General features: G+C 72.0%; 19 protein-coding genes. 9 read left to right on the forward strand and 10 right to left on the reverse strand.

Going from position 1 to position 23,995, the window contains the following annotated elements; genetic code table 11:
• The first annotated feature begins 241 nt into the window (after nt 1-241).
• The gene (gene lon / locus ABZ154_RS27850; protein WP_356837041.1) at nt 242-2,662 is read left to right on the forward strand and encodes an endopeptidase La; all 2,421 of its coding nucleotides are present in this window, start codon (nt 242-244) and stop codon (nt 2,660-2,662) included.
• Between the two features lie 105 nt (nt 2,663-2,767).
• Here the strand turns inward: lon and ABZ154_RS27855 are convergent, their stop codons facing one another.
• Entirely contained in the window at nt 2,768-3,532 is a 765-nt protein-coding gene (locus ABZ154_RS27855; protein ID WP_356837043.1) for a polysaccharide deacetylase family protein, read from the reverse strand.
• 157 nt (nt 3,533-3,689) lie between these two features.
• Nucleotides 3,690-4,553: a lysozyme gene (locus tag ABZ154_RS27860; RefSeq protein ID WP_356837045.1), complete on the reverse strand. Its 864-nt coding sequence runs from the start codon at nt 4,551-4,553 to the stop codon at nt 3,690-3,692.
• 204 nt (nt 4,554-4,757) lie between these two features.
• Here ABZ154_RS27860 and ABZ154_RS27865 point away from each other — a divergent pair, with 204 nt between their 5' ends.
• Complete coding sequence (locus tag ABZ154_RS27865; protein ID WP_356837047.1) at nt 4,758-5,240, forward strand: MarR family transcriptional regulator; 483 nt, start codon at nt 4,758-4,760, stop codon at nt 5,238-5,240.
• Nucleotides 5,241-5,262: 22 nt separating this feature from the next.
• Here ABZ154_RS27865 and ABZ154_RS27870 read toward each other — a convergent pair whose 3' ends face one another.
• Nucleotides 5,263-6,054, reverse strand: coding sequence for a hypothetical protein (locus ABZ154_RS27870; RefSeq protein ID WP_356837049.1), 792 nt, complete (start codon nt 6,052-6,054; stop codon nt 5,263-5,265).
• A 363-nt stretch (nt 6,055-6,417) separates the two neighbouring features.
• On the opposite strand from ABZ154_RS27870, the gene ABZ154_RS27875 reads away from it, so the two are divergent.
• The 6 genes from ABZ154_RS27875 to ABZ154_RS27900 all read left to right on the forward strand — a co-directional run bounded on the left by ABZ154_RS27875 (nt 6,418) and on the right by ABZ154_RS27900 (nt 13,305).
• A complete protein-coding gene (locus ABZ154_RS27875) occupies nt 6,418-9,633 on the forward strand; it encodes a nitrate- and nitrite sensing domain-containing protein (protein ID WP_356837076.1) in 3,216 nt (1,071 codons plus the stop codon).
• On the forward strand, nt 9,630-10,109 hold the full coding sequence (locus ABZ154_RS27880; protein WP_356837051.1) for a roadblock/LC7 domain-containing protein: 480 nt from the start codon (nt 9,630-9,632) through the stop codon (nt 10,107-10,109). Before ABZ154_RS27875 ends, ABZ154_RS27880 begins: the two co-directional genes overlap by 4 nt.
• Nucleotides 10,106-10,522 (forward strand): DUF742 domain-containing protein, encoded by a 417-nt coding sequence (locus ABZ154_RS27885; RefSeq protein ID WP_356837053.1) that lies wholly within the window; start codon nt 10,106-10,108, stop codon nt 10,520-10,522. The genes ABZ154_RS27880 and ABZ154_RS27885 overlap by 4 nt, the downstream gene beginning before the upstream one ends.
• Nucleotides 10,503-11,153 (forward strand): ATP/GTP-binding protein, encoded by a 651-nt coding sequence (locus ABZ154_RS27890; RefSeq protein ID WP_356837055.1) that lies wholly within the window; start codon nt 10,503-10,505, stop codon nt 11,151-11,153. The genes ABZ154_RS27885 and ABZ154_RS27890 overlap by 20 nt, the downstream gene beginning before the upstream one ends.
• A 34-nt stretch (nt 11,154-11,187) precedes the next feature.
• The gene (locus tag ABZ154_RS27895) at nt 11,188-12,435 is read left to right on the forward strand and encodes a styrene monooxygenase/indole monooxygenase family protein (RefSeq protein WP_356837057.1); all 1,248 of its coding nucleotides are present in this window, start codon (nt 11,188-11,190) and stop codon (nt 12,433-12,435) included.
• Nucleotides 12,436-12,624: 189 nt separating this feature from the next.
• On the forward strand, nt 12,625-13,305 hold the full coding sequence (locus ABZ154_RS27900) for a hypothetical protein (protein ID WP_356837059.1): 681 nt from the start codon (nt 12,625-12,627) through the stop codon (nt 13,303-13,305).
• A 662-nt stretch (nt 13,306-13,967) separates the two neighbouring features.
• Here ABZ154_RS27900 and ABZ154_RS27905 read toward each other — a convergent pair.
• From ABZ154_RS27905 to ABZ154_RS27925, 5 genes are all read right to left on the reverse strand, one after another.
• Nucleotides 13,968-15,194 (reverse strand): C40 family peptidase, encoded by a 1,227-nt coding sequence (locus ABZ154_RS27905; protein WP_356837061.1) that lies wholly within the window; start codon nt 15,192-15,194, stop codon nt 13,968-13,970.
• Between the two features lie 169 nt (nt 15,195-15,363).
• On the reverse strand, nt 15,364-18,159 hold the full coding sequence (locus ABZ154_RS27910; protein WP_356837063.1) for a PQQ-binding-like beta-propeller repeat protein: 2,796 nt from the start codon (nt 18,157-18,159) through the stop codon (nt 15,364-15,366).
• A 94-nt stretch (nt 18,160-18,253) separates the two neighbouring features.
• A complete protein-coding gene (locus ABZ154_RS27915; RefSeq protein ID WP_356837065.1) occupies nt 18,254-18,529 on the reverse strand; it encodes a hypothetical protein in 276 nt (91 codons plus the stop codon).
• Nucleotides 18,530-18,533: 4 nt separating this feature from the next.
• Complete coding sequence (locus tag ABZ154_RS27920; protein ID WP_356837067.1) at nt 18,534-19,310, reverse strand: TetR/AcrR family transcriptional regulator; 777 nt, start codon at nt 19,308-19,310, stop codon at nt 18,534-18,536.
• Nucleotides 19,311-19,344: 34 nt separating this feature from the next.
• Nucleotides 19,345-20,301 (reverse strand): diiron oxygenase, encoded by a 957-nt coding sequence (locus ABZ154_RS27925; RefSeq protein WP_356837069.1) that lies wholly within the window; start codon nt 20,299-20,301, stop codon nt 19,345-19,347.
• 243 nt (nt 20,302-20,544) lie between these two features.
• On the opposite strand from ABZ154_RS27925, the gene ABZ154_RS27930 reads away from it, so the two are divergent.
• On the forward strand, nt 20,545-21,678 hold the full coding sequence (locus ABZ154_RS27930) for a ferritin-like domain-containing protein (RefSeq protein WP_356837071.1): 1,134 nt from the start codon (nt 20,545-20,547) through the stop codon (nt 21,676-21,678).
• A gap of 98 nt (nt 21,679-21,776) precedes the next feature.
• On the opposite strand, the gene ABZ154_RS27935 is transcribed toward ABZ154_RS27930, so the two are convergent.
• Together ABZ154_RS27935 and ABZ154_RS27940 are read right to left on the reverse strand one after the other, a co-directional pair.
• Nucleotides 21,777-22,673 (reverse strand): sucrase ferredoxin, encoded by an 897-nt coding sequence (locus ABZ154_RS27935; RefSeq protein WP_356837073.1) that lies wholly within the window; start codon nt 22,671-22,673, stop codon nt 21,777-21,779.
• A gap of 10 nt (nt 22,674-22,683) precedes the next feature.
• Nucleotides 22,684-23,889: a cupin domain-containing protein gene (locus ABZ154_RS27940; RefSeq protein WP_356837074.1), complete on the reverse strand. Its 1,206-nt coding sequence runs from the start codon at nt 23,887-23,889 to the stop codon at nt 22,684-22,686.
• Between the last annotated feature and the right edge of the window lie 106 nt (nt 23,890-23,995).

Raw genomic sequence — 23,995 nt, forward strand, 5'->3', positions numbered from 1 at the left:
GCGGCCACCAGGGGGGCGAGCGCGAGCAACCGGCGCCGCACGGCGTACCCCGTGACCAGGGCGAGCGCCGGAGCGCCCGTCCAGAGGGAATAGCGGCTCCCCGCCGGACGCTCCCGTGGACAGGTGGATCGGGGCGACGAAGACCCACCTGATCGCTCAGAGCGAACATCGCTCCGGGAACATTCGGCGGCTCACAACCATTGAGTCCACATAGCTCAACTTGCCTGCCGAAGGGGAGATCATGACTACCGAGTCCAAGGCGTTCACACCGATCGACCTGCCCGTGCTGCCGCTCGACGACGAGGTCGTCCTGCCCGGCATGGTGGTGCCGCTGGACCTGTCCGACACCGAGGTGCGCGCCGCCGTCGAGGCCGCGCAGGCCGCCGCCCGTCCCGGCGGCGGGAAGCCCGAGGTGCTGCTGGTCCCACGGATCGACGGGACGTACACGGGGACCGGTGTCCTCGGGACCGTCGAGCAGGTCGGACGCCTGAGCGACGGTGACCCGGGGGCGCTCATCCGGGCCCGTGACCGGGTGCGTATCGGGGCCGGGACCAGTGGGCCGGGGCGGGCGCTGTGGGTCGAGGGGACCGTGCTCGACGTCGTCGTGCCCGAGCCGCTGCCCGGTTCCGCCGCCGAGCTCGTCAAGGAGTACAAGGCGCTCGCCACCAGCTGGCTGAAGAAGCGCGGCGCCTGGCAGGTCGTGGACCGGGTCCAGCAGATCGACGACATCTCCGCACTCGCCGACAACTCCGGATACTCGCCGTTCGTCACCACCGCGCAGAAGGTCCAGCTCCTGGAGACCCTGGACCCGGTCGCGCGGCTGAAGCTCGCCACCCAGTGGCTGAGCGAGCACCTCGCCGAGCAGGACGTCGCCGAGTCCATCGCCAAGGACGTCCAGGAGGGCGTCGACAAGCAGCAGCGCGAGTTCCTCCTGCGCCGCCAGCTGGACGCCGTACGCAAGGAGCTCTCCGAGCTCAACGGCGACCCGGAGGACGAGTCCGACGACTACCGCGCCCGCGTCGAGGCCGCCGACCTGCCCGAGCACGTCCGGACGGCCGCGCTCAAGGAGGTCGAGAAGCTGGAGCGGTCCAGCGACCAGTCGCCCGAGGGCTCCTGGATCCGCACCTGGCTGGACACCGTCCTCGAGCTGCCGTGGACCGAGCGCACCGAGGACGCCTACGACATCCGCGGCGCCCGGGAGATCCTGGACGCCGAGCACGCCGGCCTGGCCGATGTGAAGGAGCGCATCACCGAGTACCTCGCGGTGCGCAAGCGGCGTGCCGACCGGGGGCTGGGCGTGGTGGGCGGGCGCCGTGGTGGTGCCGTCCTCGCCCTCGTCGGGCCGCCCGGGGTCGGCAAGACCTCGCTCGGGGAGTCCGTCGCGCACGCCATGGGCCGTAAGTTCGTCCGCGTCGCGCTCGGCGGTGTCCGGGACGAGGCGGAGATCCGGGGCCACCGGCGTACGTACGTGGGCGCGCTTCCCGGACGCATCGTGCGGGCGATCAAGGAGGCCGGTTCGATGAATCCGGTCGTCCTGCTCGACGAGATCGACAAGGTCGGCTCCGACTTCCGGGGCGACCCGGCCGCCGCCCTCCTCGAAGTCCTCGACCCCGCGCAGAACCACACCTTCCGCGACCACTACCTGGAGGTCGAGCTCGACCTCAGCGACGTCGTCTTCCTGGCCACCGCCAATGTGCTCGAAGCCATTCCCGAGCCTCTGCTGGACCGCATGGAGCTGGTCAGGCTCGACGGCTACACCGAGGACGAGAAGGTCGTCATCGCGAGGGACCACCTGCTCCCGCGCCAGCTGGAGCGGGCCGGCCTGGAGAAGGACGAGGTCGCTCTGGAGGAGTCGGCGCTGCGCAAGCTGGCCGGCGAGTACACCCGCGAGGCGGGCGTACGGAATCTGGAGCGGTCCGTGGCCCGGCTGCTCCGCAAGGTCGCGGCCCAGCACGAACTGGGCGACCGAAAGCTGCCGTTCACGGTGACCGACGCGGAGCTGCGCGGCCTCATCGGGCGCCCGCACCACGTGCCCGAGTCCGCCCAGGAGCCGGCCGAGCGCCGCACCGCGGTGCCGGGCGTGGCCACCGGGCTCGCGGTGACCGGCGCGGGCGGTGACGTCCTCTTCGTCGAGGCGTCGCTCGCAGACCCGGAGACCGGGGCGTCCGGACTGACCCTGACCGGTCAGCTCGGGGACGTCATGAAGGAGTCGGCGCAGATCGCGCTGAGCTTCCTGCGGTCGCACGGCGCGGAGCTGGAACTGCCGGTCGCCGACCTCAAGGACCGGGGTGTGCACATCCACTTCCCGGCGGGCGCGGTCCCCAAGGACGGCCCGAGCGCCGGCATCACCCTGACGACCGCCCTGGCCTCGCTGCTCTCCGGACGGCTGGTCCGTACGGATGTGGCGATGACCGGTGAGGTGTCGCTGACCGGGCGGGTGCTGCCCATCGGCGGCCTGAAGCAGAAGCTGCTGGCGGCCCACCGCGCGGGCATCACCACCGTGGTGATCCCCCAGCGCAACGAGGCCGACCTGGACGACGTCCCGGCCGAGGTGCTGGAGAAGCTGGACGTCCGCCCGGTCACCGACGTCCGCCAGGTGCTGGAGATCGCCCTCAGCCCGGCTTCGGCCCGGATCGAGGAAAGGGTCCCGGCCGCGGCCTGACCGCCACGCAGTGACGGGCGCGGTATCAGGTGCACGGCCGGTACGGACGGCCCGCTTCCCGAGTCAACGGGGGCGGGCCGTTCCGCACGCACCGCACCATGGTGCTCAGGGGCGGTAGACCGTGCCCGGCTCCGGCACGGCGGGGGCCATCAGCTCCGGGACGGTCACGAAGGTGTAGCCGTCCTTCTGGAGCGCGTCGATGATCCCCGGTACGGCCGGCACGGTGCCCTTGTAGATGTCGTGGAGCAGGATGATGCCGTCCTTGCTCGCCTGGTCCACGATCCGCTCCGTGATCAGCGCCGAGTCGTTCGTCGAGTAGTCCTTGGCGGTGGCGCTCCACAGCACCTGGGAGAGCCCCAGCTCCTTGCTGACCTCGGAGACCTTGTCGTCGGTGCGGCCCTGCGGCGGGCGCATCAGCCGGGGCTTCTTCCCGGTGACCTTCTCGATGGCCACCTGGGTCTTCTCCAGCTCGGCCCGTATCTCGTCCGGCTCCTCGTCGGTGAGGATCTTGTGCGTCCAGGTGTGGTTGGCCACCTCGTGGCCCTCGTCCTGGATGCGCCGCACGGTGTCCGGGTGCTTGAGGACGTGGTGCTTGCCCAGCAGGAAGAAGGTCGCGTGGACCTTCTTCTCCTTCAGGATGTCCAGCAGCTCCGGGGTGTCCTTGCCCGGCCCGGCGTCGAACGTGAGGGCGATGCACTTCGCCTTGCGGCAGTCCGCCCGCCCGAAGGAGCCCTTGGCGTCGGACGCCGCGTCCTGCCGTGCCGAGCCCGGAGCCGTCGTCTCCATCGAGCACCCGCTGAGCGCCAGTGTGAGCGTCGTCACGAGGGCGGCGGCCAACCCGCCGCCGAGCACGGTCATCTTCTTGGACACGGGCACACCACTCCTCTGCGCGGAAATCTCCGCACAGGTGTGCGGTACGCCAAGGACTCTACACAGTGCGTATACATGGAGCGTATAGTGGGGGTGCGGGGCGGTGCCGCACCCCGGTGACCTGGGAAGAGGTCGCCGGGGCGGGCTCAGGAGGGGGTCAGCCGTTGGCCAGCGCCTGTACGCGGTCGAGGGCGCCGTTGAAGCGGTTGTGGTCGCCGACCGTGGGCCCCGTCGAGGTGTACTGCCACATCGTGTGGACGGGCCAGCCGGCAGGCAGCTCACCGACCGTCGTGTTGTACCGGGCCACCCAGAGCGGGTTGGTGGCGCCGAAGCCCGCGTTGTTGCCGGTGCAGTCCTTCCACCAGCTGGTCGCGGTGTAGATGACCGCGTCCCGGCCGGTGCGCGCCCGGTAGGTGGTGGTGAAGTCCCGGATCCAGTTCACCATCGCGGCCTGGCTGAGCCCGTAGCACTGGGCGCCGTACGGGTTCCACTCGATGTCGAGCACGCCCGGCAGGGTCCGGCCGTCCCGGGACCAGCCGCCGCCGTTGTCCACGAAGTAGTGCGCCTGCGCGGCGCCGCTCGTCGTGTTCGGGGTGGCGAAGTGGTACGCGCCACGGATCATGCCGACGTTGTAGGAGCCGTTGTACTGCTGCGCGAAGTAGGGGTTCTTGTAGTACGTCCCCTCGGTGGCCTTCGCATAGGCCCACTTCACGCCGCTGTTCCACAGGGTCTGCCAGGCCACGTCGCCCTGGTGGCTGCTGACGTCCACGCCCTCGGTCTGGGCGGCCCGGGAGTCGCGGGGCAGCCCTCCCTGGCCGTCGTGCCCGATGACGCCCTGACCCATCCTGGCTGTGCCGCGGGCGGGAGGGGCGTCGGCGGCGTCCGTGGCGGCCGCGGAGGCGGCGCCCGGCAGGGTGAGGAGAAGGGTGAGGGCGGCTAAGAGGGCCCCCAGCGCGGCGAGGCGCGGTCGGCGGGAGGGTCGGCGTCGGGAGGAGTCGGATCTGTGGCGGTGCAGGGGCATGGGTGTGCCTCCGAGGCGTGGGCGGCCAAATGGCGTGCTCATGTCAGGTCATCCGGGAGCGACGCTACGCACGTAGACCCGGGGTGCGGAAGGGGGCCTGGCCGCCGCCGTTGGTCTACGCCTGCGAAATACTGTCCGAGCTGCGGCGTTGACCGGCCGTGGAAGAAACTTTCATCGGCAGGAAACCGTACGAGGGGTGCTGACGTGCACGGGAGCGAGAGCGCGCGGGAGCCGGGCGCGACTGCCGGGACTGGTGTGGACCACGAATTCCTCGCTCTGGAGCGCGAGCTGGCGGTCTTCCTGCGCCGCGCCCGGGCCAGTTCCGGCGAGATGGCCCGTGAGGTCCACCCCGAACTGGAGCCCGCCGCCTACGGCTTGCTCGTCCGCCTGGAGTCGGCCGGCCGGCAGCGGGCCACCGAGCTGGCCGCCTACTTCGGCGTCGGCAAGGCCACCATGAGCCGTCAGCTACGGGCCCTGGAGGAGCTCGGGCTGGTCGCCCGCGAACCCGACCCGGCGGACGGCCGCGCCTGGCTCGTCCGGCTGACCGACGAGGGCCTCGCCCGCTTCCGCAGCGTCCGCGACGCCCGGCGCGGGCGGTACGTCCGCAAGCTGGCGGACTGGGACCGGGCCGAGGTGGCGGAGCTGGCCCGGCTGCTGCACCAGCTGAACACCCGCGCGGAGGACTGACCGCCCGCGCAGGCCCCGGGCTCTACGGCTCCACCAGGACCGCCGTCGCGTCGTCGTGCGTCTTGCTCCGCCGCAGCCGTACGCGCCCGGCGGCCGCGTCGGCCTCCTCCAGCTCCCGTACGCGGTTGATCAGACCTTGGGGACCCGCCTTGCGTACCAGCTCCAGCAGGGCCGCCCAGTCGCCCTCGCGGAACACCTCCGCCCACCGGCTCGCCCCGTCCGTCAGCGCGGCCATCGACCGGACCCCGTCGGCCGGGACGGTGCCGGTCACCGCGCGTGCGGCCACCGCGGGGTCGGCGGCTGCGGTGAAGAAGCCGCCCTCCTTGTTCCGCAGCAGGCCGTCGACGGTCGCCGCCGAGGCCAGCGAGCCCGGCGGCAACCGGTCGAGCCGGTCGTCGAGGACCGCCCGGACCCCGCCGTCCGCCTCCTCCAGCAGGAGCACCGCGTCGGAGAGCACCAGGTACTCGATCGCGTGTTCGCCCCAACGCGCCAGGGCCACGGTCGCCTGAGGCGTACGCACGTGAGAAAGGTCACAGGTCGACCGGTGGGCGTCGGCGGTGCGCCGGATGGACTCCGACAGGATCTCGGCCAGGTCCATATCTCGCCGTGAACCCGACAGTTCCACCAGTGCGCCGCCCAGCCGGGCGGTGAACCAGGGGACGGAGTGCACACAACCGTCGTCCCCCGCCGGTGGGGTGACACCGTCGAGCACCACCAGCGTTCCCCCCTGGCCGGACGCCGGGAGGACGGCGGATGCCCAGTCCTCGTTGGGGCGTTCGGGATCGCCGGGGGCGGTGACGAGTTCGAGGCGCATGGTGCCAGTCTGCACGAGGTCTTCACGGAGCCCGCACGGGAGCGGTTTCCGGCCGTACCAGCAGGTCAAGGCGGGCCCCGTACGCGGAGGGCAGGGCTCCGGGGGAGTGCGGGCGGGCATCCTGCCAAAGGCGGCGCCGAAGTTCCACCCCGCGCCCTATGCATGGTCAGGGGCGCCTCTGGGGAGACTTGTTCGCCAACTCAAGAGTGATGTTCACTCGTTCGAGTGGCGGAGCGGTTGATGCGCGCCCCCCTCTCAAAAGCGCTGGAATGGTCAGAAGCCGTACCAGGAGCGGGGAGTCCTTCTACGTGACCGAGCGTCACCTCTGCTTCAAGGGTGGACGAGTCAAGATTGCGAGCACCGGTGCAGAAGAAGCGGCCGCGGAGCCAGGGCAGCACGCGCGACGGTTCCGGGGCGACGCCTCCGGCTCCGGTCGCCACCAAGCGGACCGTACGGGTGCGGAGCCGGCTGGTCGCCGGTGTCGCCGTCGTCGGGGTCATCGTCCTCGCGGCGGGCGCTCCCGCGGCGCTGAGCGCCTCCTCCGATCTGGCCGAGTCCCAGCGGCTGGTGACCCTCTCCCAGCTGAACCAGCAGGCCGTGACCCTGGCCCACTCCCTCGCGGACGAGCGCGACGCCGTCACCGCGTACATCGCGGGCGGGCGCGCCGATGACGGCCAGGCCGGCGCCGACAGCCGCCTCACCCGCACCACCCGCGTGGACCAGCAGATCGACGAGATCCACGGCCCGGCCCCCGCCGCCCTGAGGCGCGACCTGTCCACCGTGCCCTCCCTGCGCCGGGACGCCCTCACCGGCAAGGGCTCCGCGCTGGAGGCCCACCAGGCGTACTCCGAGGTCATCGCCAAGCTGCACGGCATCTCCGCCGAGCTGGCCGAGAAGACCCCGCCGCGCGCCGCCGACGCCACCCGCGCCCCGCTCGCCCTCGGCGGAGCCGTCGAGCAGGCCTCCGCCACCCGCGGGCTCCTCCTCGCGGCCCTCGCCGTACCGAGCCCCGAGCCCGCGGCCCCGCAGATCGACCCCTTCACCGGGCTGCCGGTCGAGGGCCAGGACGACGAGAGCAAACGGGCCGAGCGCGACCGGGACGAGCTGAGCGCCGCCGCCCAGCAGGCCCGGGTCCGCGAGCTGGCCTCGCTCGCCGAGTTCGACCAAGCGGCGAACCCCGTCGCCCGCGACAAGCTCTCCGCCACCGTCACGGGCCCCGAGGTCAACAGCGCGGAGAAGTACCTCGCCCGGCTCACCGACCGACCGGAGCTCTCCGAGAGCGAGCGCAAGACCAGCGCCAAGAAGCTTGAGTCCGCGCTCTCCGCCCGGGTCGACCGGATGCGCGGCGTCGAGTCCGCCCTCGGCACCACCCAGGTCCAGCGCCTGGAAGGATTCCGCGACGACGACGTCACCGCCCTCGAACTGAGCATCGCCCTGCTCGGTGGGTGCTTCCTGCTCGCTGTCGGCGTCTCCACCGCCGTCGCCCGCACCCTCACCCAGCCGCTCGCCGTCCTGCGCATCGGCGCCGCCCGCCTCGCGGACGAGCCGGAGACCACCGAACCGGTCCGCTACACCGGCCGCAACGACGAGTTCGCCCAGGTCGTCCGGTCGATGAACACCCTGCACGCCAGGCTGACGGGCCTGCAGCAGGAGTCCACCGGACGTGTCGAGAGCCTCGGCCACGAGCGCGCCGAACTGATCGCGGGCCGTGAGGCCCTCGCCCTCGAGCGCACCGAACTCCAGGCCCAGGCCGCCGAGCTCGCCGCCCAGCTGGAGCGGCTGAAGAACACCGTCCACCACACCTTCGTCAACCTCTCGCTGCGCAACCTCGGCCTCGTCGAGCGGCAGCTCGGCGTCATCGAGAGCCTGGAGGAGCGCGAGCAGGACCCGGAGCGCCTCGCCACCCTGTTCAAGCTGGACCACATGGCCACGGTCATGCGCCGGCACAGCGAGAACATGCTGGTCCTCGCGGGCACCGAGCACGGCCACGGCCACGCGGGGCCGATCCCGCTGGTCGACGTGGCCCGCGCGGCCGTCAGCGAGATCGAGCGGTATGAGCGGGTCACCATCCAGTCCCTGCCGCCGCACGCCCAGATCGCCGGTTTCGCCGCCGACGACCTCAGCCACCTCCTCGCCGAACTGCTGGAGAACGCCACCTCCTTCTCCCCGCCGGACTCCCACGTGGAGCTCTCCGGCTGGCTGCTGGAGACCGGCGAGGTGATGCTCTCCGTGCAGGACGAGGGCATCGGCATGTCGAGCGTCCGGATGGTCGAGCTCAATGCGAGGCTGGCCGACCCGGCGACGTTCGATTCGGGGGGGCGGGCCGTCGATGGAGCCGGGGCCGGACTCGGCCTCCAGGTCACCTCGTTGCTGGCCGCCCGGCACGGCGTCCGGGTCCAGTTGCGCGAGCAGAAGGGGAGTGGAGTGACGGCCGTCGTCGTCCTGCCGCAGACCCTGCTGCCCAACTCCCTGCCCGCCTCCTCGCCGCCCGCCGTACAGCTGCCGGGCGAGGCGCCGACGCTCAACCTGCCGGGCTCGGTGGCCGAGGCCAACTCCAACGCCCTGCCGAGCCGTACGCCGCTCCTGCCGACGCCGACGCCCGCGCCCACCGCGCCCGCGCCCGGGGCGCCGGCCGATGGGGCTTCCGAGCCGGCGTCCGGTGCGGCGCCCGAGCCCGGTGCGGCGCCCGAGCCCGGTGCGGCCCCCGAGCCCGGTACGGAGCCGGAGCAGGCGCCCGGCCAGGCCGCCGAGCCGACGCCGGAGGCCCGGCCCGAGCCCGCGTCCGCCGCCGAGCGCATCGCTGAACCCGCCGCCGAGCCGGCCGGCGACCCGATGATCGCCGCCGCCGAGCGGGCGATCCGTGACGCCGGCGTCCAGGAGCCGGTGGCCGCCGGGGACGCGGACACGGCCGCAGAGGCGGACACGGACGCGGAGCCCCAGGCAGAGGCCGAGCAGCAGACGGCGCCCGCCGAGTCGGACTCCGAGGTCACGATGCAGGTCCGGCTGCCGGTGCCCCCGGCATCCCCGGCCGCCCCCGCGACCCCGCAGCCCTCCGACCCGTACGCCATCGGCCCCGACCGTCACGAGCGTCCGGCCGAGAGCGCTCCGGGCGACCAGAACCCGGACGGGCCCGAGTTCCGCCCCGCCCCCCGGGCCGAGGCGGCCACCGACACCGTGCCCGGCCCCAGGCGGCCGCAGGCCGAGCGGGTCACCGACAAGGGGCTGCCCAAGCGCACCCCCAAGGTGGTCCGGCCCGAGGGCGCCCCCACCACCGGGCGCACCGGCAGCCTCGACAAGGACGACCTGCGCCGCAGGCTGGGCAGTTTCCACCAGGCGGCGAAGGAGGGCCGGCGCGATGTCGAGGCCGAGATCGCCGAGTCCACCGGCTCCGTCGCCCTCGCCGACCACGAGGGCGTAGCCACCGGCCGTACGGGGCACGAGACCACCACCGCGCCCGCGACGCGCACCGCACAGGACGCGCGCACCGCACACGACACAGGGACGACCGAGCAGACCGGCGGCCGCTCGGACCGCCGGAACGGAGAGACGGGGGACACAGTCGAGGAGGCACGCAGTTGACTGCGCCCAGCACGTTCGGGCTGAGTACCGAAGCCCGGAACCTTCACTGGTTGCTGAGCAATCTCGTGGAGGAGGTGCCAGGGGTCCACTCGGTCACCGTCGTCTCGTCCGACGGGCTGATGCTGCTCTCCTCCGACCCCGGCCGTCACCGGGCGAAGGAGGCAGGACCGTCGGACGGTCCCAAGGGCTCCAGCGCCGACCTGGCCACCATCGTCTCCGGCATCGGCTCACTGACCGTCGGAGCCGCGAAGCTGATGGACGGCGGCGGCGTCAAACAGACGATGGTCGCGATGGACGAGGGCAGCGTCTTCGTCATGTCGATCAGCGACGGCTCCCTCCTCGGCGTCCACGCCACGCCTGACTGCGACATGAGCGTCGTCGCGTACCACATGGCCCTCTTCGTCGGCCGGGCCGGACACGTCCTCACCCCCGAACTCCGCAGCGAGCTGCGCACATCGATGGAGAGCGCCCAGTGACGACCGCCGCAGCCGAGCCCTCCCCCCGCCTCCCCGTCCGCGGGGCCGACAAGCGCCCCGCCCGGGTCCGCCCGTACTCCCTCACCGGAGGCCGCACCCGGTTCGGGCACGTCCTGCTCGTCGAGACGTTCGTCGCCGCCCTCGAAGCACCCGAGGAACGCCGCGAGCTCACCAACGGCAACCTCGCCTCGCGCGTCGTGCCGGAGCTCCAGGCCATCGTCGAAATCTGCCGCCGGATGCGTACGGTCGCGGAGATCTCGGCCCTGTTGAAGATGCCGCTCGGAGTCGTCCGGGTGCTGCTCAGCGACTTGGCCGACCAGGGAAAGATCCGCGTGTACGGAACCGGTCACGGCACCGGCCAGCCCGACCGCGCACTGCTCGAAAGGGTGCTCAATGGACTCCGCCGTCTCTGAGGCGCCGCTCTTCGCCCCGCACCGGCCGGGGTCCCGCGCGCAGCCGGAGGAATCCCTCCAGGCCTGGCAGCTCGACCACACCCGCGCTCCCACCGCGACCAAGATCGTGGTGGCGGGCGGATTCGGCGTGGGCAAGACGACGTTCGTCGGCTCGGTCTCCGAGATCACGCCGCTGCAGACCGAAGCGCTGATGACCCAGGCCAGCGAGGAGACCGACGACCTCTCCGCGACGCCCGAGAAGACCACCACGACGGTGGCCATGGACTTCGGCCGGCTCACCCTCGACGACGACCTCGTCCTGTACGTCTTCGGCACGCCCGGCCAGCAGCGTTTCTGGTTCATGTGGGACGACCTGGTGCGCGGGGCGATCGGCGCCGTCGTCCTCGCCGACACGCGGCGGCTGAAGGACTGCTTCGCGGCGCTCGACTACTTCGAGAGCTGCGGGCTGCCGTACATCGTTGCGGTCAACCACTTCGAGGGGACGCCCGGTTACGAGGCGGAGGACGTCAGGGAGGCCCTGACCGTACCGCCGCACGTCCCTGTGGTGATCATGGACGCGCGTAACAGGATCACGGTCGTCGAGTCGCTGCTGGCCCTGGTGGGCCATGCTCTCGACGTGACGCCTGCCTAGACCTCCCCGAATCAGAGACAAACGGAGAGCCGCGATGCGGAAGATACTGATAGTCGGAGCCGGCCAGTCCGGGCTCCAGCTGGCCCTGGGGCTGCAGTCCCGAGGCTACGAAGTCACCCTGATGTCCAACCGCACCGCCGACGAGATCCGCACCGGCCGGGTCATGTCGACGCAGTGCATGTTCCACACCGCGCTCCAGCACGAGCGGGACTACCAGCTGAACTTCTGGGAGTCCCAGGCCCCGAAGATCGAGGGCCTCGGCGTCTCCGTCGCCGCCCCCGACTCCTCCCGCGCCATCGACTGGGTCGGCAAGCTGGACGGGTACGCCCAGTCCGTCGACCAGCGGGTGAAGATGGCCGGCTGGATGGAGACCTTCGCCCAGCGCGGCGGACAGCTCGTCATCCACGGGGCGGCCGTCTCCGATCTGGACTACTTCTCCCGCACCTACGACCTGGTGATGGTCTCGGCCGGCAAGGGCGAGCTGGTCTCCATGTTCGCCCGGGACGCGGCCCGCTCGCCGTTCGACGCCCCGCAGCGCGCCCTGGCCGTCGCCTACGTCCACGGCATGGGCCCGCGCCCCGAGCACCCGGAGTTCGACGCGGTCCGCTGCAACCTGGTGCCGGGCGTCGGCGAGCTGTTCGTGATGCCGACCCTGACCACCTCCGGCCGCGCCGACATCCTCTTCTGGGAGGGCGTCCCGGGCGGCCCGCTCGACGCCTTCCAGGGCATCAAGGACCCCTCCGAGCACCTGGCGAAGACGCTGGAGCTCATGGAGAGGTTCACGCCGTGGGAGTACGCCCGCGCCACCAAGGTCGAGCTGACCGACGCCAACGGCACCCTCGCCGGCCGGTACGCCCCCACGGTCCGCAAGCCGATCGGCCGGCTCCCCGGCGGCGGTCTGGTCCTCGGCGTCGCGGACGTCGTCGTGGCCAACGACCCGATCACCGGCCAGGGCTCCAACTCGGCGTCCAAGTGCGCCGACGCCTACCTGGACTCGATTCTGGAGCACGGTGACAAGGAGTTCGACGCGGCGTGGATGCAGTCCACCTTCGACCGCTACTGGGACACCGCCCAGCACGTCGTGAAGTGGACGAACGCGATGCTCGGCGTCCCGCCGGAGCACGTACTGAACCTGATCGGTGCCGCCGGCCAGCTCCAGCCCGTCGCGGACCGGTTCGCCAACGGGTTCAACAACCCGGCGGACTTCGACAACTTCTTCTTCGAGCCGGAGAAGACGAACGCGTACCTGGCTTCGGTCTCCGGAGGCGCTGAGGGCTCATGAACCGCCCTCGGTTCAAGTCCAGCTCCGGGTTCGCGAAACCGAGGCATGCCGGCCGTCGGCGTCATCGCCAGCCTCAGATTTTCCTCAAGGAATTGATCTTTTGGGAGGCGTTCCGGAAAAGGTTGCTAGATTTTCGTCACCCACCCAAGTTGGGCGGGAATGGGGGGAATCTACATGCATAGAGCACCAATGCGACGCTTGCTCATACCGGCCACTGTTCTGGCCCTCAGTGCATCTCTGGGCGGGACGGCTCACGCGATTGAGGAGGAGTCGCCGGGTACTGCGCCCGAAGCTCTCGCATTTGATGCGGTCGCCACCAGGGAGACGGGCTACGGTGCGACCGTAGGTACTTCGCTGTCCTCTCAGCAGATCGCCGCAGAGAGGGCGCTCGACGCCCTGCCGGAACCCCTCGGTGGCGGTATCGGCGCACAGAGGTGTGACAATCCTTACCAGAAGTGGATCTCTGTCTCGAGGAAGACCGACTACCACGTTCCGTCTCGGTGGAACGGCACCTCGTTCAAGGACGGTCCGGGTGGGAAGATGACGGTGGAGGTCCTCAAGTCGGGCAAAATCGGCGTCGAGGTGGCTGCGGGTGCGGAGGCCGAGGCTGGCGCCATCCTCGCCAAGGCCAAGGCCACCTTCGGTGTCAAGGTGGTCGCTGAAGTGTCCGTCAGCACGGGCCACAAGTACGAGCATTCGATCCCCAACGGCTATTACGGGCATCTGCAGTACGGCTCATGGGGCCACCAGGTCCACTGGGTCAAGTACGAGACGACCCCGGACCGATGCGGCAAACGGAAGCTCAAGTCCGGCACCGCGAAACTTCCCACAAAGGAAACCGGGTGGCGCTGGTGGAAGACCCAGACATGATCCAGGGCCCGCGCGGTAAGCGCCGCTGTGCGCTTACCGCGGTCTGGCTGCTGACGGCTGCTCTCGCCGTCGGATGCACCAAGGGGCCGGGGCCCGGCGGTTCCCCGTCGCAGACACCGAAGCCTTCCTCTCCATCTCCTGAGCCCCAGAACGAGGGCAAGGCCAATGGGGAGAGGGTGGAACAGGCGCTCAGGACGGGTGAGGGCACTGAATCCGACGATCTCTTCGTCGAGGCAGGGCTGGAACGCGTCGGTGACGGAATCCACATCTACCCCGCACTCTCGAGCAGTAAGTCATACACGCTGAGTGTCGCTTGCTCGGGATCGGGGAAGGTTCGCATCAAAGTGGCCCTTATGCAGCCGCTGAATCGGACCGCAGATTGCGATGGCGTTCCTGTTCGGAGCCGGATTCAAGCCCCCCCGAGCCCCCTTGAGGTGGATGTCGAAGGCCTTCCCGGTTCTTCTGGCATGGCGGGATGGCGAATCGATGAAGTCGCCGACTAAAGCTGTCCCGTAATACCGAAGACAGCTTGCCGGTGTCCGGTTCGACGAACTTCTTCTTCGAGCCGGAGAAGACGAACGCGTACCTGGCTTCGGTTTCCGGAGCCTGAGCACCCCACCGATCCGGGGGCCGGACCCGCACCGCCGGTCCGGCCCCCGGGCCTATTCGGGTGCAGCCTCCGCGCTGTATCCGGTATCCGAGCCGTCGCGGGCGCCCTCCGGGAGGTTCGGGCGGGTGTACGTGGACAGGGGTGTGCCTGCGGGGTCGGGGCGGACGGCGCCCAGCAGCGGGTTGGACGCCACCGGGGAGACCTTCACCTTCGTCCCTGGGCGGGGCGCCTGCACCACCAGGCCGTCGCCGATGTACAGCGCCACGTGCGTCGCCTTCGGGAAGTAGATCACCAGGTCACCGGGGCGCAGCGAGGAGACGGGCACCTTCGGGAGCTGCCTCCACTGCTCCTGAGAGGTGCGGGGAATCGGCCGGCCCGCCGCAGCCCAGGCCTGTGAGGTCAGCCCTGAGCAGTCGAAGGAGTCGGGGCCCTCGGCGCCCCATACGTACGGTTTGCCGATCTGCCGGACCGCGTACGTGATGGCGTCACCGCCCTGCCGGGTCGGCGGGCGGGCCGTGCTGAGGGCTCCGGAGGCGACCAGTTCGCGCTGGGCCGCCTCCACGCCCTGCTGTTCGAGGCCGGCCAGCTGGGCCAGCTGCTCGGCGGAGAGCGTGGCCAGCAGCGTCTCCACCTCCTTCAGCTTGACGCGCACGGTGTCGCGCTGCTTCTTCTGCCGCGCGGCCAGCTTCTTCTGCTGGTCGACCGCTTTGCGGGAGGCCGCCGCCAGGGCGTCGGCGCGGCGGGCGTCGGCGGTCAGCCGTGCCACCGTCGCCGCGCGGCCCGCCGCCACCCGCTCGACGACGTGGCTCTGGTCCAGGGCGCGCAGGGGGTCCCGGGCCAGCAGCAGCTGGAGGTAGGCGGAGAACGCCGTGCGCCCCTGGTACTGCTCCCGGGCCAGCCGCCCGGCGTCTCCCCGGCTGAGCTCCAAGGCGGCCCGGGCCTTCGCCAGCTCGGCGGTCACCTTCTTCGCCTGCGCGGTCCGCTGCTTCAGCTTCTCGGCGGTGGCGTTGTAGGTCTCGCTTGCTTCCTCCGCCGCCTGGTAGCGCGTCTGCAGCTCGCGTAGGAGTGTCGCGACGCTCTTGGGGGCCCCGGTCTCGGGCGCGGCGAGGGCGGTCTCCGCGTCGACCTCTGCCGCGTCCTTCGGTGCCTCGTCCGCGTCGGGGCCTACGGGCTCCTCGGACGGTACGGGCTCCTCGGCCGGCGCGGCGGTGGCGGGGGAGAGTGCGAGGGCCGTGGCGAGCGCGGTCGCGCAGACCGCGCGCAGGAGCCTGCCTGACACGACAACACCTCCGTGACGGAGACGGGGCCCGGAAGATTCGGGCTCGTCCACAAGTGAGCGAGCTAATCCGATTAATCCGGTCACCCGGTGTCAGCTGATGCAAGCACCGCACGGCGTGCCGTCCGGGGGATGCCCCGGACGGCGGTACCGATGAGGAGGAGGGCCCGGCTCAGGCCACCGGGAAGGCGTAGAAGGCCCTGTCCCGCTGGACGATGATGTGTGCGCCGACGGCGAGGGCCCGGTACGGGGCACTCACCGTGGCCCCCTTCGGGGCGGCCGCCCCGATGTCCTGGAACTTCCACAGTCGCTCCCCGTCGGCCGCGGAGAACGCGGTGACCTGGGTGGCGTCGCAGGCGAGCAGGGTCTTTCCGCCGCTGCTCAGGGTGAGGGCGGGCGCGCTTCCGGTGCCCGGCACCTCCGTCGAGCGCCGCCAGACCAGGCGCCCGCTCTCCCGTTCCACCGCGCCGACCTGCCGGCTGCGCTCGGTGGTGTGGAGGACGCGACCGGCCACGAGCGGGGTGCCGAAGGCCGAGCCCGCCGTGCCCTCGACCCGCCACAGCGGCTTGGTGGTGTCCGCCTCGAACGACTGGAGACCGGCGCCGGCCGCCGCGTACAGGATCCCGTCCTCGTCCCCCGTGACGGCCGCATCGGGGCCGACCGTGCCGTACTGCTTGGTCCACTGCAGCTTGCCGGTCTGCTGGTCGAAGGAGCGGATGGAGCCCTTCCCCTTGGCCGCCTTGACCTCGGCCGCCGTCAGGGTGACCGCTTCCTGCCGTACGAGGAGATCGGCCGAGCGTTCCGCGACCACCCGGTAGAGGGGCGTGCCGGGGGCGCGGCCCGCCGGTACCGGCGTACGCCAGACCTCGGTACGCCGGACGATGTCGTACGCGAAGAAGTACGCCTGGACGACCCGCTTGTCCGCCGCCTTCTTCTTGCCCTTCTTCGGTTTGGGGGCCTTCACGGTGACCGTGTGCGAGCCCGTGAACCAGATGACCGGCCCGGAGTGGCCCGCGAGCCGTCCCACCTGAAGGTCCGGCAGGTCGGTGAAGCCGTCCGCGTACCGCACGCGGTGCACGACCGTGCCGTCCTTCGGCGCGAGCCAGAGGAACTCCGTCGGGCTCGCCACGAAGCACAGGTCACCGGCCACCACCGCCGGCTGGCCCTTGGCGGCGTCCGCGCGCTGCCAGACCCGCTTGCCGGTCCTGACGTCGACGGCGCTCGCCTGGCTCTGGCTGGTCACCACCAGCAGCCGGTCCCGCCAGAGCGCGGTGGTCAGAGGGGAGGACTCGGAGGCCGGGTGGGAGTAGGTCCAGCGCGGCTCGGGGTGCTGGCCCGGGAGCGTGCGGCGCGGCTTCGGCACGGGCTTGTCGTCGGTGGCGGCCACGCTCTCCCCGCCACCGATCGCGGCGACCGAGCCGCCGCCCACGACGAGCCCGCCGACCGCAGCGGCCGCGATGGCGATGAGGGTCCGGCGGCTGGTGGCGGATCCCTCCGGCGGGGCGGGAGCGGGCGGGAGGGGCAGCGCCACCATGGGCCCGCCGCCCTGGCCCCCGCCGTTGCCCTGGCCCGCGGAGCCCGGGAGCGCCGCTGCCGGGTAGGGGGCCGGGCTGCCGTGGGTGTGGTGGTGGGCCGGTGCCGGGCGTTCGGGAGAGGCGGGGAACGGCGCTGCGGCGGGGGCGTCGCCCGTCGGCAGGGCCGGGGCCTGGGGCAGGCCAGGGGGCAGCTCGTGGGGGAGGGCGAGGTGGGTGGTCGCGCGATCGGTCCGGGGCGGCTGGGGGCCGGTGCTGAGAAAGCGGGTGGTGCCCCGGTCCTCGCCGATGTCTCCGGTGCCGCTGCCGCTGCCGCTGCCGGTGTCGTTGCTCGTCACCGCGGCCGCGTCGGTGGTGGCCGCGGTGACCCTCGGGTCGGTGGGGGGGTGGGTGGCGGGTGCCTCGGCCGGTGCGTCCGCCGGTACTGCGGCCGCCGCGCCGGGCACCGAGTCCGTGGGCACCGTGTCCGCGGGCCGTGCGTCCTCGGGCTCTCCGGCGGGCCGTGCGTCCTCCGCAACGGGATGAGCGGCCTCGGCCTCCTCCGGCACCTCCAGCGCCCGCACCCGGGCCTCCTGGTCCGCGACCGCCGCCCCGAGCCGCTCGGGGAGCCAGCCGCCCCGGGCGAGGCCCGCCGCGCCCTCCAGGGCCAGTTCGGCGGCGACCGTACCGGCGGTGGGCCGCTCGGCCGGGTCCTTCGCCAGGCAGCCGGCGATCAGGCCGCGCAACTCCAGCGGTACGGCGTCCAGTTCGGGGTCGGCCTCGGCGATGCGGCGGGCGGCCTCCTCGGGCGCGCCCTCCGTGAACGGGGTCGCCCCCGTGGCCGCGTACGCCAGCAGCAGCCCCAGCACGAACAGGTCGGACGGAGCGCCGACCTCCTCGCCCTCCACCTGCTCCGGCGTCAGGTAGCCCAGCCGGACCGAGAGCTGCCCGCCCGGCTTCGCCTCCGCCGCCGCTGCCGCGCCGAGCGGGCCGAACGCGGTGAGCCGTGGCCCGTCCGCGGCCAGCAGCACCGTGCCCGGGGCGAGGCCCTGGAGCACCGAGCCGCCCGCGTGGACCCGGGAGAGGATCTCGGCGATGCCCGCGCCCAGTATCCGCAGGGCGCGCTCCGGCAGTGGACCGGCGATGCCGATCGCCTCGGCCAGCGGGAGGGCGGGGACGTACTCCGCCGCGGTATGGAGAAGTGCACCCTCACCGGTCTCCAGGGGCGGCGTCACCCAGCCGCCCGCGAGGCGTCCGGCGGTGCGGGCCTCGGCCTGGAAGCGGCGCCGGAACGCCGGTACGGCGGCGAGCGCGGGGCGGGCGGCGGTGATCACGGCGAGCTCGTCGGCGCCGGTGTCCCGCGCCACGTACTGCACGGCGCTCGCGGCTTCCTGGAAGCGGGCCAGCACGGTGAAGCGGCCGAAACGGCGTGGATCTTCCCTACGCAGCGCCTCCATGGCGCACCCCCCTTGTGACCGTCCATCGGCACCCGAGTGACCCGTCCCTCGGCACCTGACCGTCGATCTTAGGGCCTGCGCCCGCGCACGGGTCTCAGGCACCGCCCGCGGGCCTGGACCAGGGCCACTTGAGGGTGGGGCGCTTGCGGCCGCCGGGGGCGTACTCGTACACCCAGCCGCGCTGCAGGCCGAGCCGCTTGGTGTAGCCGGCCGGGACGCGCTCGTACGCGTACACGGTGGGCGGGGAGCCGTCGGCGGAGGGCACGGGGACCTCGTACCACTTGGGCGGGTGGCCGGTCGGGCCGACCAGGACCGGCAGTACCCGGCCGTCCAGGGGGCCGCCCTTGAAGGGGGTGTTCTCGCTCTTCACCTGGTCAGTCTGCCGCAGTGGCGTGCGGCAGCAGGTGCGCCGCCTCGGCGACGACCGGGATCACCAGCTCCGCCAGCCGCCCGGCCGGGCCGTCCGAGGTCTCCAGGGCGAGCAGGTCACGTACCACCGAGGCGGTCTCCTCGTCGGTGGCGGCGGTCGCGGCGAGGAGGGCGATGAGGTGGTCGACCAGCCAGCCGCGCAGCTCGGCCGCCGAGGGCTGCTTGCCCTCGTCCAGCCAGATCAGCGACGCCGCCTCGACGGCCGCGATCCAGCTGCGCACCATCATCCGCAGCCTCGGCCGGGCGCTCTGCGGGCCGCTGCCGCCGATCCGGCCGAGGTGGCTGAGGATCTCCTCGGCCGCCGCCCGCCGGACGCCGTCCACGATGGTCGTCGTACGGGACGTCTCCACGACGCTGCCGCCGCGCAGCAGGGCGCTGAAGCCGGTGTCGTGCTCGTCGACGAAGCGGAGGTAGCGGTCCAGGACGCGGGCGACCCGCTCGGTGGGCGGGCCCACCGGCGGTTCGGTGAAGCAGAGCTTCAGCTCGTCGGCGGCCGAGCCGAGCGCGGCCTCGTACAACTGCTGCCGGCCGCCCGGGAAGTAGCGGTAGACCAGCGGCCGGGAGACCCCGGCCGCCACCGCCACCTCGTCCAGCGAGACCTCGTCGGGGGCCCGGTGGGCGAAGAGGCCGAGCGCCGCGACCAGGAGCTGGGCACGGCGCTCCTCGACACTGAGCCTGCGGTACGCGCGGGGCGGCGGCGGGGCTGCGGCGGTGGAGGTCATGCCCCCGAGCCTAAAGCCTCCGGTTCGCACGGCCTCAGGCCAGCAGCCCTGAGCTGCGCCACAGCCTGCGGCCGACGCCGTTCAGCAGCCCGATGTCGTCGAAGAAGTCCGTGAGCCGCCGGGAACCCGTCTGCATCACCTCCGCGCGGTGGCCGCTCGCCTTCACCTGGGCGACGGCCTCGCGGCGGTCCAGGCCGACGTTCTCGTACACCTGCGGGTTGACGAAGCAGACGGAGAAGACGCGGGCCGCCTCGCCGCAGCTGACCTTGGTGAGTTCGCGCTCCCAGCGCGGGGCGGTCACCATCTGGCGGCGCAGCTCCTCCCGGGCGTACCGGACGTGCCGCGCCTCCTCGATCACATGGATCCGGGTCACGCCGCGCACCAGGGTCTGCACCCGGTCGTCCGGGAAGGTCAGCCGCTGCATCCAGTCGAGGACCTCCTCGCCGAGCAGGGTCGCGGCGAACGAACCGGGCGTGGTGGAGACGGTCTTCAGGACCCGGGCGAGGTTGTGGTAGACGCGCGGCACCTCGTACGTCGGGGCGCCGCCCCAGTCGATCATGCGGCCGAACATCATCGAGTGGCGGCACTCGTCGGCTATCTCCGTGAGGGCGTAGCGGACGTGGTTGCTGGTGACGGGCTTGTCGTAGACGTGCCGCACCAGCAGCTGCATCAGGATGATCTCGAACCAGATGCCGAGCGAGGCGAGGGCCGCTCCCTCGTGCCGGGAGAGGTCCAGGCGCTGCTCCTGCGACATGCGGTGCCACATCGGGGTGTCGTAGAGCGAGACCAGCTCCGGCGGCCAGAACCACTTGCCCTCCTCGACCGCCGCGTCCCAGTCGAGTTCGGTGTCCGGGTCGAAGGAGTGCTTGGCCGAGGACTCGAGCAGGCGGGCGGCGATCTGCTCACGGTCGCGGAGCGGCCCGAGGGCGTCCCGGAGCACGGTCACATCGCGAGCGGTCGCGTCGCGGTCGGCGATCGGCACGGTCGTCATGACGGGAGCACCTCACAGGCACAGGGGGTTGCCGGGCACAGGAGTTACCGGCGGTCACCCCTTATGAGACTGCTCGTCAGCAAGGCCGTCAATCCCTTGTGCGCGACTTCGTGCGACTTGTTGACCCGCCGTCTACCAACGTGTGAACCTGCGAGGGGAGGCGGCAGGCTCTCGGGCCCAACTGCTGCCGGTGTCACGGAACTTGTCAGGCCGTACGAGTCAGTCGAGGCGAAGGAGCCGTCCGTGTCCACTCATGACCTCTACACCACTGTGCCGTCCGAACCGCTCTGGCAGGTCCCCGCCACCGGAGCGGCACGGTTCAGCTGGGACTACGACGACGGCCGCGAACGCCTCCTCGCCCTCTACCAGAAGGGCAAGGACAAGCAGTGGGACGGCAACAAGCGCATCGACTGGTCGCTGGAGGTCGACCCCACCGACCCGCTCGGTACCCCCGACGAGGCGCTGACGCTGTACGGCACCCCGCACTGGGCGAAGATGACGGAGAAGGACCGGGGGGAGCTGCGCAAGCACTACACCTCCTGGCAGTTCAGCCAGTTCCTCCACGGCGAGCAGGGCGCGATGGTCTGCGCGGCCAGGATCGTGGAGTCCGTCCCCGACCTGGACGCCAAGTTCTACTCCGCCACCCAGACCATGGACGAGGCCCGGCACGCCGAGATATACGGCCGTTTCCTCCACGAGAAGATCGGCATGCTCTACCCGGTCAACGACAACCTCCAGGGGCTGCTCGGCGACACCCTGCGCGACTCCCGCTGGGACATGCCGTACCTCGGGATGCAGGTCCTCATCGAGGGCCTGGCGCTCGCCGCCTTCGGGATGATCCGCGACACCACCACCAAGCCGCTGCCCAAGCAGATCCTCGCGTACGTGATGCAGGACGAGGCCCGGCACGTCGCCTTCGGGCGGATGGCTCTGCGCGACTACTACAAGCAGCTGAGCGACGCCGAACTGCGCGAACGCGAGGAGTTCGTCATCGAGGGCTGCTATTTGATGCGCGACCGGCTCAGCGGGGTCGAGGTCCTGGAGAACTTCGGCATCGGCAAGCAGGAGGCGAAGGACCTCTCGGAGCACTCCGAGTTCCTCCAGCTCTTCCGCAAGCTGCTGTTCAGCCGGATCGTGCCGTGCGTCAAGGACATAGGCCTGTGGGGCCCCCGGCTCCAGAGGGCGTACGTCGACATGGGCGTCCTCGAACTCGGCGACTCCAACCTGGACCTGCTGATGTCCCAGGACGAGGAGATAGCCGAGGAGCTGGACCGCGAACGCTTCGCCGCCGAGGAGGAGGCCCGGGTGGCGGAGGTCGCGGAGGCGATCGGGGAGGGGATCGGCGACGGGATCGGAGCGGGGAGGGAGGCGGCCTGAGGCGGTGGGGGCGAGGGCCTTGTCCCCTTGTCCACAAGCTGCTTGGTCCACCAGCTGCTTCGTCCACTCGCCGCTCCTTCAGCCTGCCCGTCCCGTTCTCAGCCCGGCCGGACCGAAACGGCGTCGTAGACCACAGCCGAACTCGTCGCCGGGCCCCGGCAGGTCAGCCGGTTCCGCGGTGTGCGCCGCGCCCGCACCTCGACGTCGACAGCGGCCGGACCGGGCGGGCCGCCGGTGACCCGGATCTGCCAGCCGTCGCCGTCACGGAACGTCCGGGCCACCGCGTAGTCGTGCCGGCCTGCCGGGCCGAAGCGGTCGAGTACGGCGGCGACGGCAGCCTGCTGCGGCGGGAACAGGTCGGTGTACCCCCGTAGATGCTCGGCGTGGACACGGCCGGCCAGGTGCTCCTCGACCACCGCGACGGACGACCCGGCATCGAGATTCCCGTAGTAGACGCCGTCGGGCACGACGACGACGTTGGCGGCGAACCGGTCACCGCCCACATGCGTGCACTCCCACACCAGGTCCGGCCGGTGCTCGCTCAGGGCGCGGGCCACCGGCCGCCCGCGCACGGCACAGCAGGCGTCGTGGAGACCGTGGGCGCAGACGAGGACGACGGGCCGGCCGCCGGGCTCTCCGGGGGTGGCCAGGGCCTGGACGACCTGCGCCAGGTCCTCGTCGCGGCTCCAGGTGCCCCAGCGCTGGCGGTGGGCGCCGGTGCCGTCGTAGCGCAGTACGGCCCAGCGCGGCGGGCCCTGGGGCCCTCGGCGGCCGTGGCGCCGCACCAGGAGTACACGGGCCCGCGCCGCTCGGGCGGCGGCGAACACGAGCGCCTTGGTCCCGGGCTCCAGGTCGAGGCCGTCGAAGCCGTCGGCCGGCCAGCCGCCCCGGTACTCGATGAGGACCCAGGCGGAGCCGTGCGGTGCCGTGCCCACGATCGAGTCGCCGCGCGTCCGGGCGGCGTCCGCGCAGAAGAACCGTCCTGTCGGAGTCACCGCGGCGTGGTCACTCTCCGGCGGGCACGAGCACACCCGCGCGCAGCAGTCTGCCGACGAGCGCGACGCCGAGCTCACCGGCGGCACGGACCTCACCGTCCAGCAGGCGGGACACGGACGGCAGGTCGGCCTCGGAGAAGTCGAGCCAGCCGACGCGGGTGGTCAGGCGCGAGCCATTCAGGCGCGCCTCCAGCGCCGTACGGAGCCGTACGGGCGTGTCCGGACCGAGGCCGTCGACGGCGGTGAGCTGGGCCAGCGGTCCCAGTGGTGCGGGGCGTCCCTGTCCTCGCCGGGCCCGGTGGAAGAGCGGGGCGGAGTCGGCCTTCGTGACGGCGGCGACGAGGTGCTCGCGGATCATGTCGATCTCGTCGTCCGGTCCGTCCACGCCCAGGGGCAGGGTGCTCCGCATCCAGGGGTCGTCGCGCAGCGCGGTGAGGGCCGCCTGCGCGAGCTGTTCGGCCAGCGCGTACCGCGTCCAGGCGTGGATGCCCAGCGTCAGATGGACGGAGACCCCGCCCTGTGCCTCGGCGGCGTGCAGCCAGCCCCGAGGCAGGTAGAGGACGTCGCCGGGCTCCAGCACGGTATCGAGGTGGGCCTCGCCCCGCGCGGCCTCGGCGACGGCGGACCGGTGGTCCGTCCAGGGCTGGTCGCGCAGCGGATCGCGGTGTACGGGGTCGTGGACGAGCCAGCGCTTCGTTCCCTCGATCTGGAGGACGAAAACGTCGTGCACGTCGTAGTGGGCGTCGAACCCTCGGCTCTGCGGCGGGGTGACATAGGCGTTCGCCTGCACCGGATGCCCCAGCTGCGCGCTAAGCCGGGCACCGAACGCGCCCACCGGCCCCCAGGTGCGGTGGAGCGCCTGGAGCACGAGCGTGGCGCCGTCGGCGAACGCCCGCCACAGCGCCGTGTCGTCGAGCTGGTCGGCGATGGTGGCACCGACACCGGCCGACGAGGTGAACCCCGACTCGGGGAGGGTGGAACCGTCCTTGGCGACGCGGAGGAAGGGCGTACGCAGGCCACGGCACGAGATCAACTCATCCACGGCGTCTGCGGAGAACAGGTCGGAGAAATCGCTCGCGCGACGGGTGAGCAACGGCTTCCGAGCCCAGACGTCCCGGGCGAATTCCTCCGTGCTCAGCCCGGTCAGACGTGTCTCCAGGACCCCGGCGCCCGGTGCGGCGCCGACGTCCTGGAGGCCGGTTCGGGACGTAGTCAAGAGCGGCTGCCGGACTGGTCCGCTCCGCCGTCGGCTCCGCCGTCGTGGACGCCGGGGGTGCCGGCCGCTCCGCTGTCCGCGGGTCCTTCGGCTCCGCCGTCCGCGC

The organism is Streptomyces sp. NPDC006261 (genome assembly GCF_040613515.1).
GTDB lineage: Bacteria > Actinomycetota > Actinomycetes > Streptomycetales > Streptomycetaceae > Streptomyces.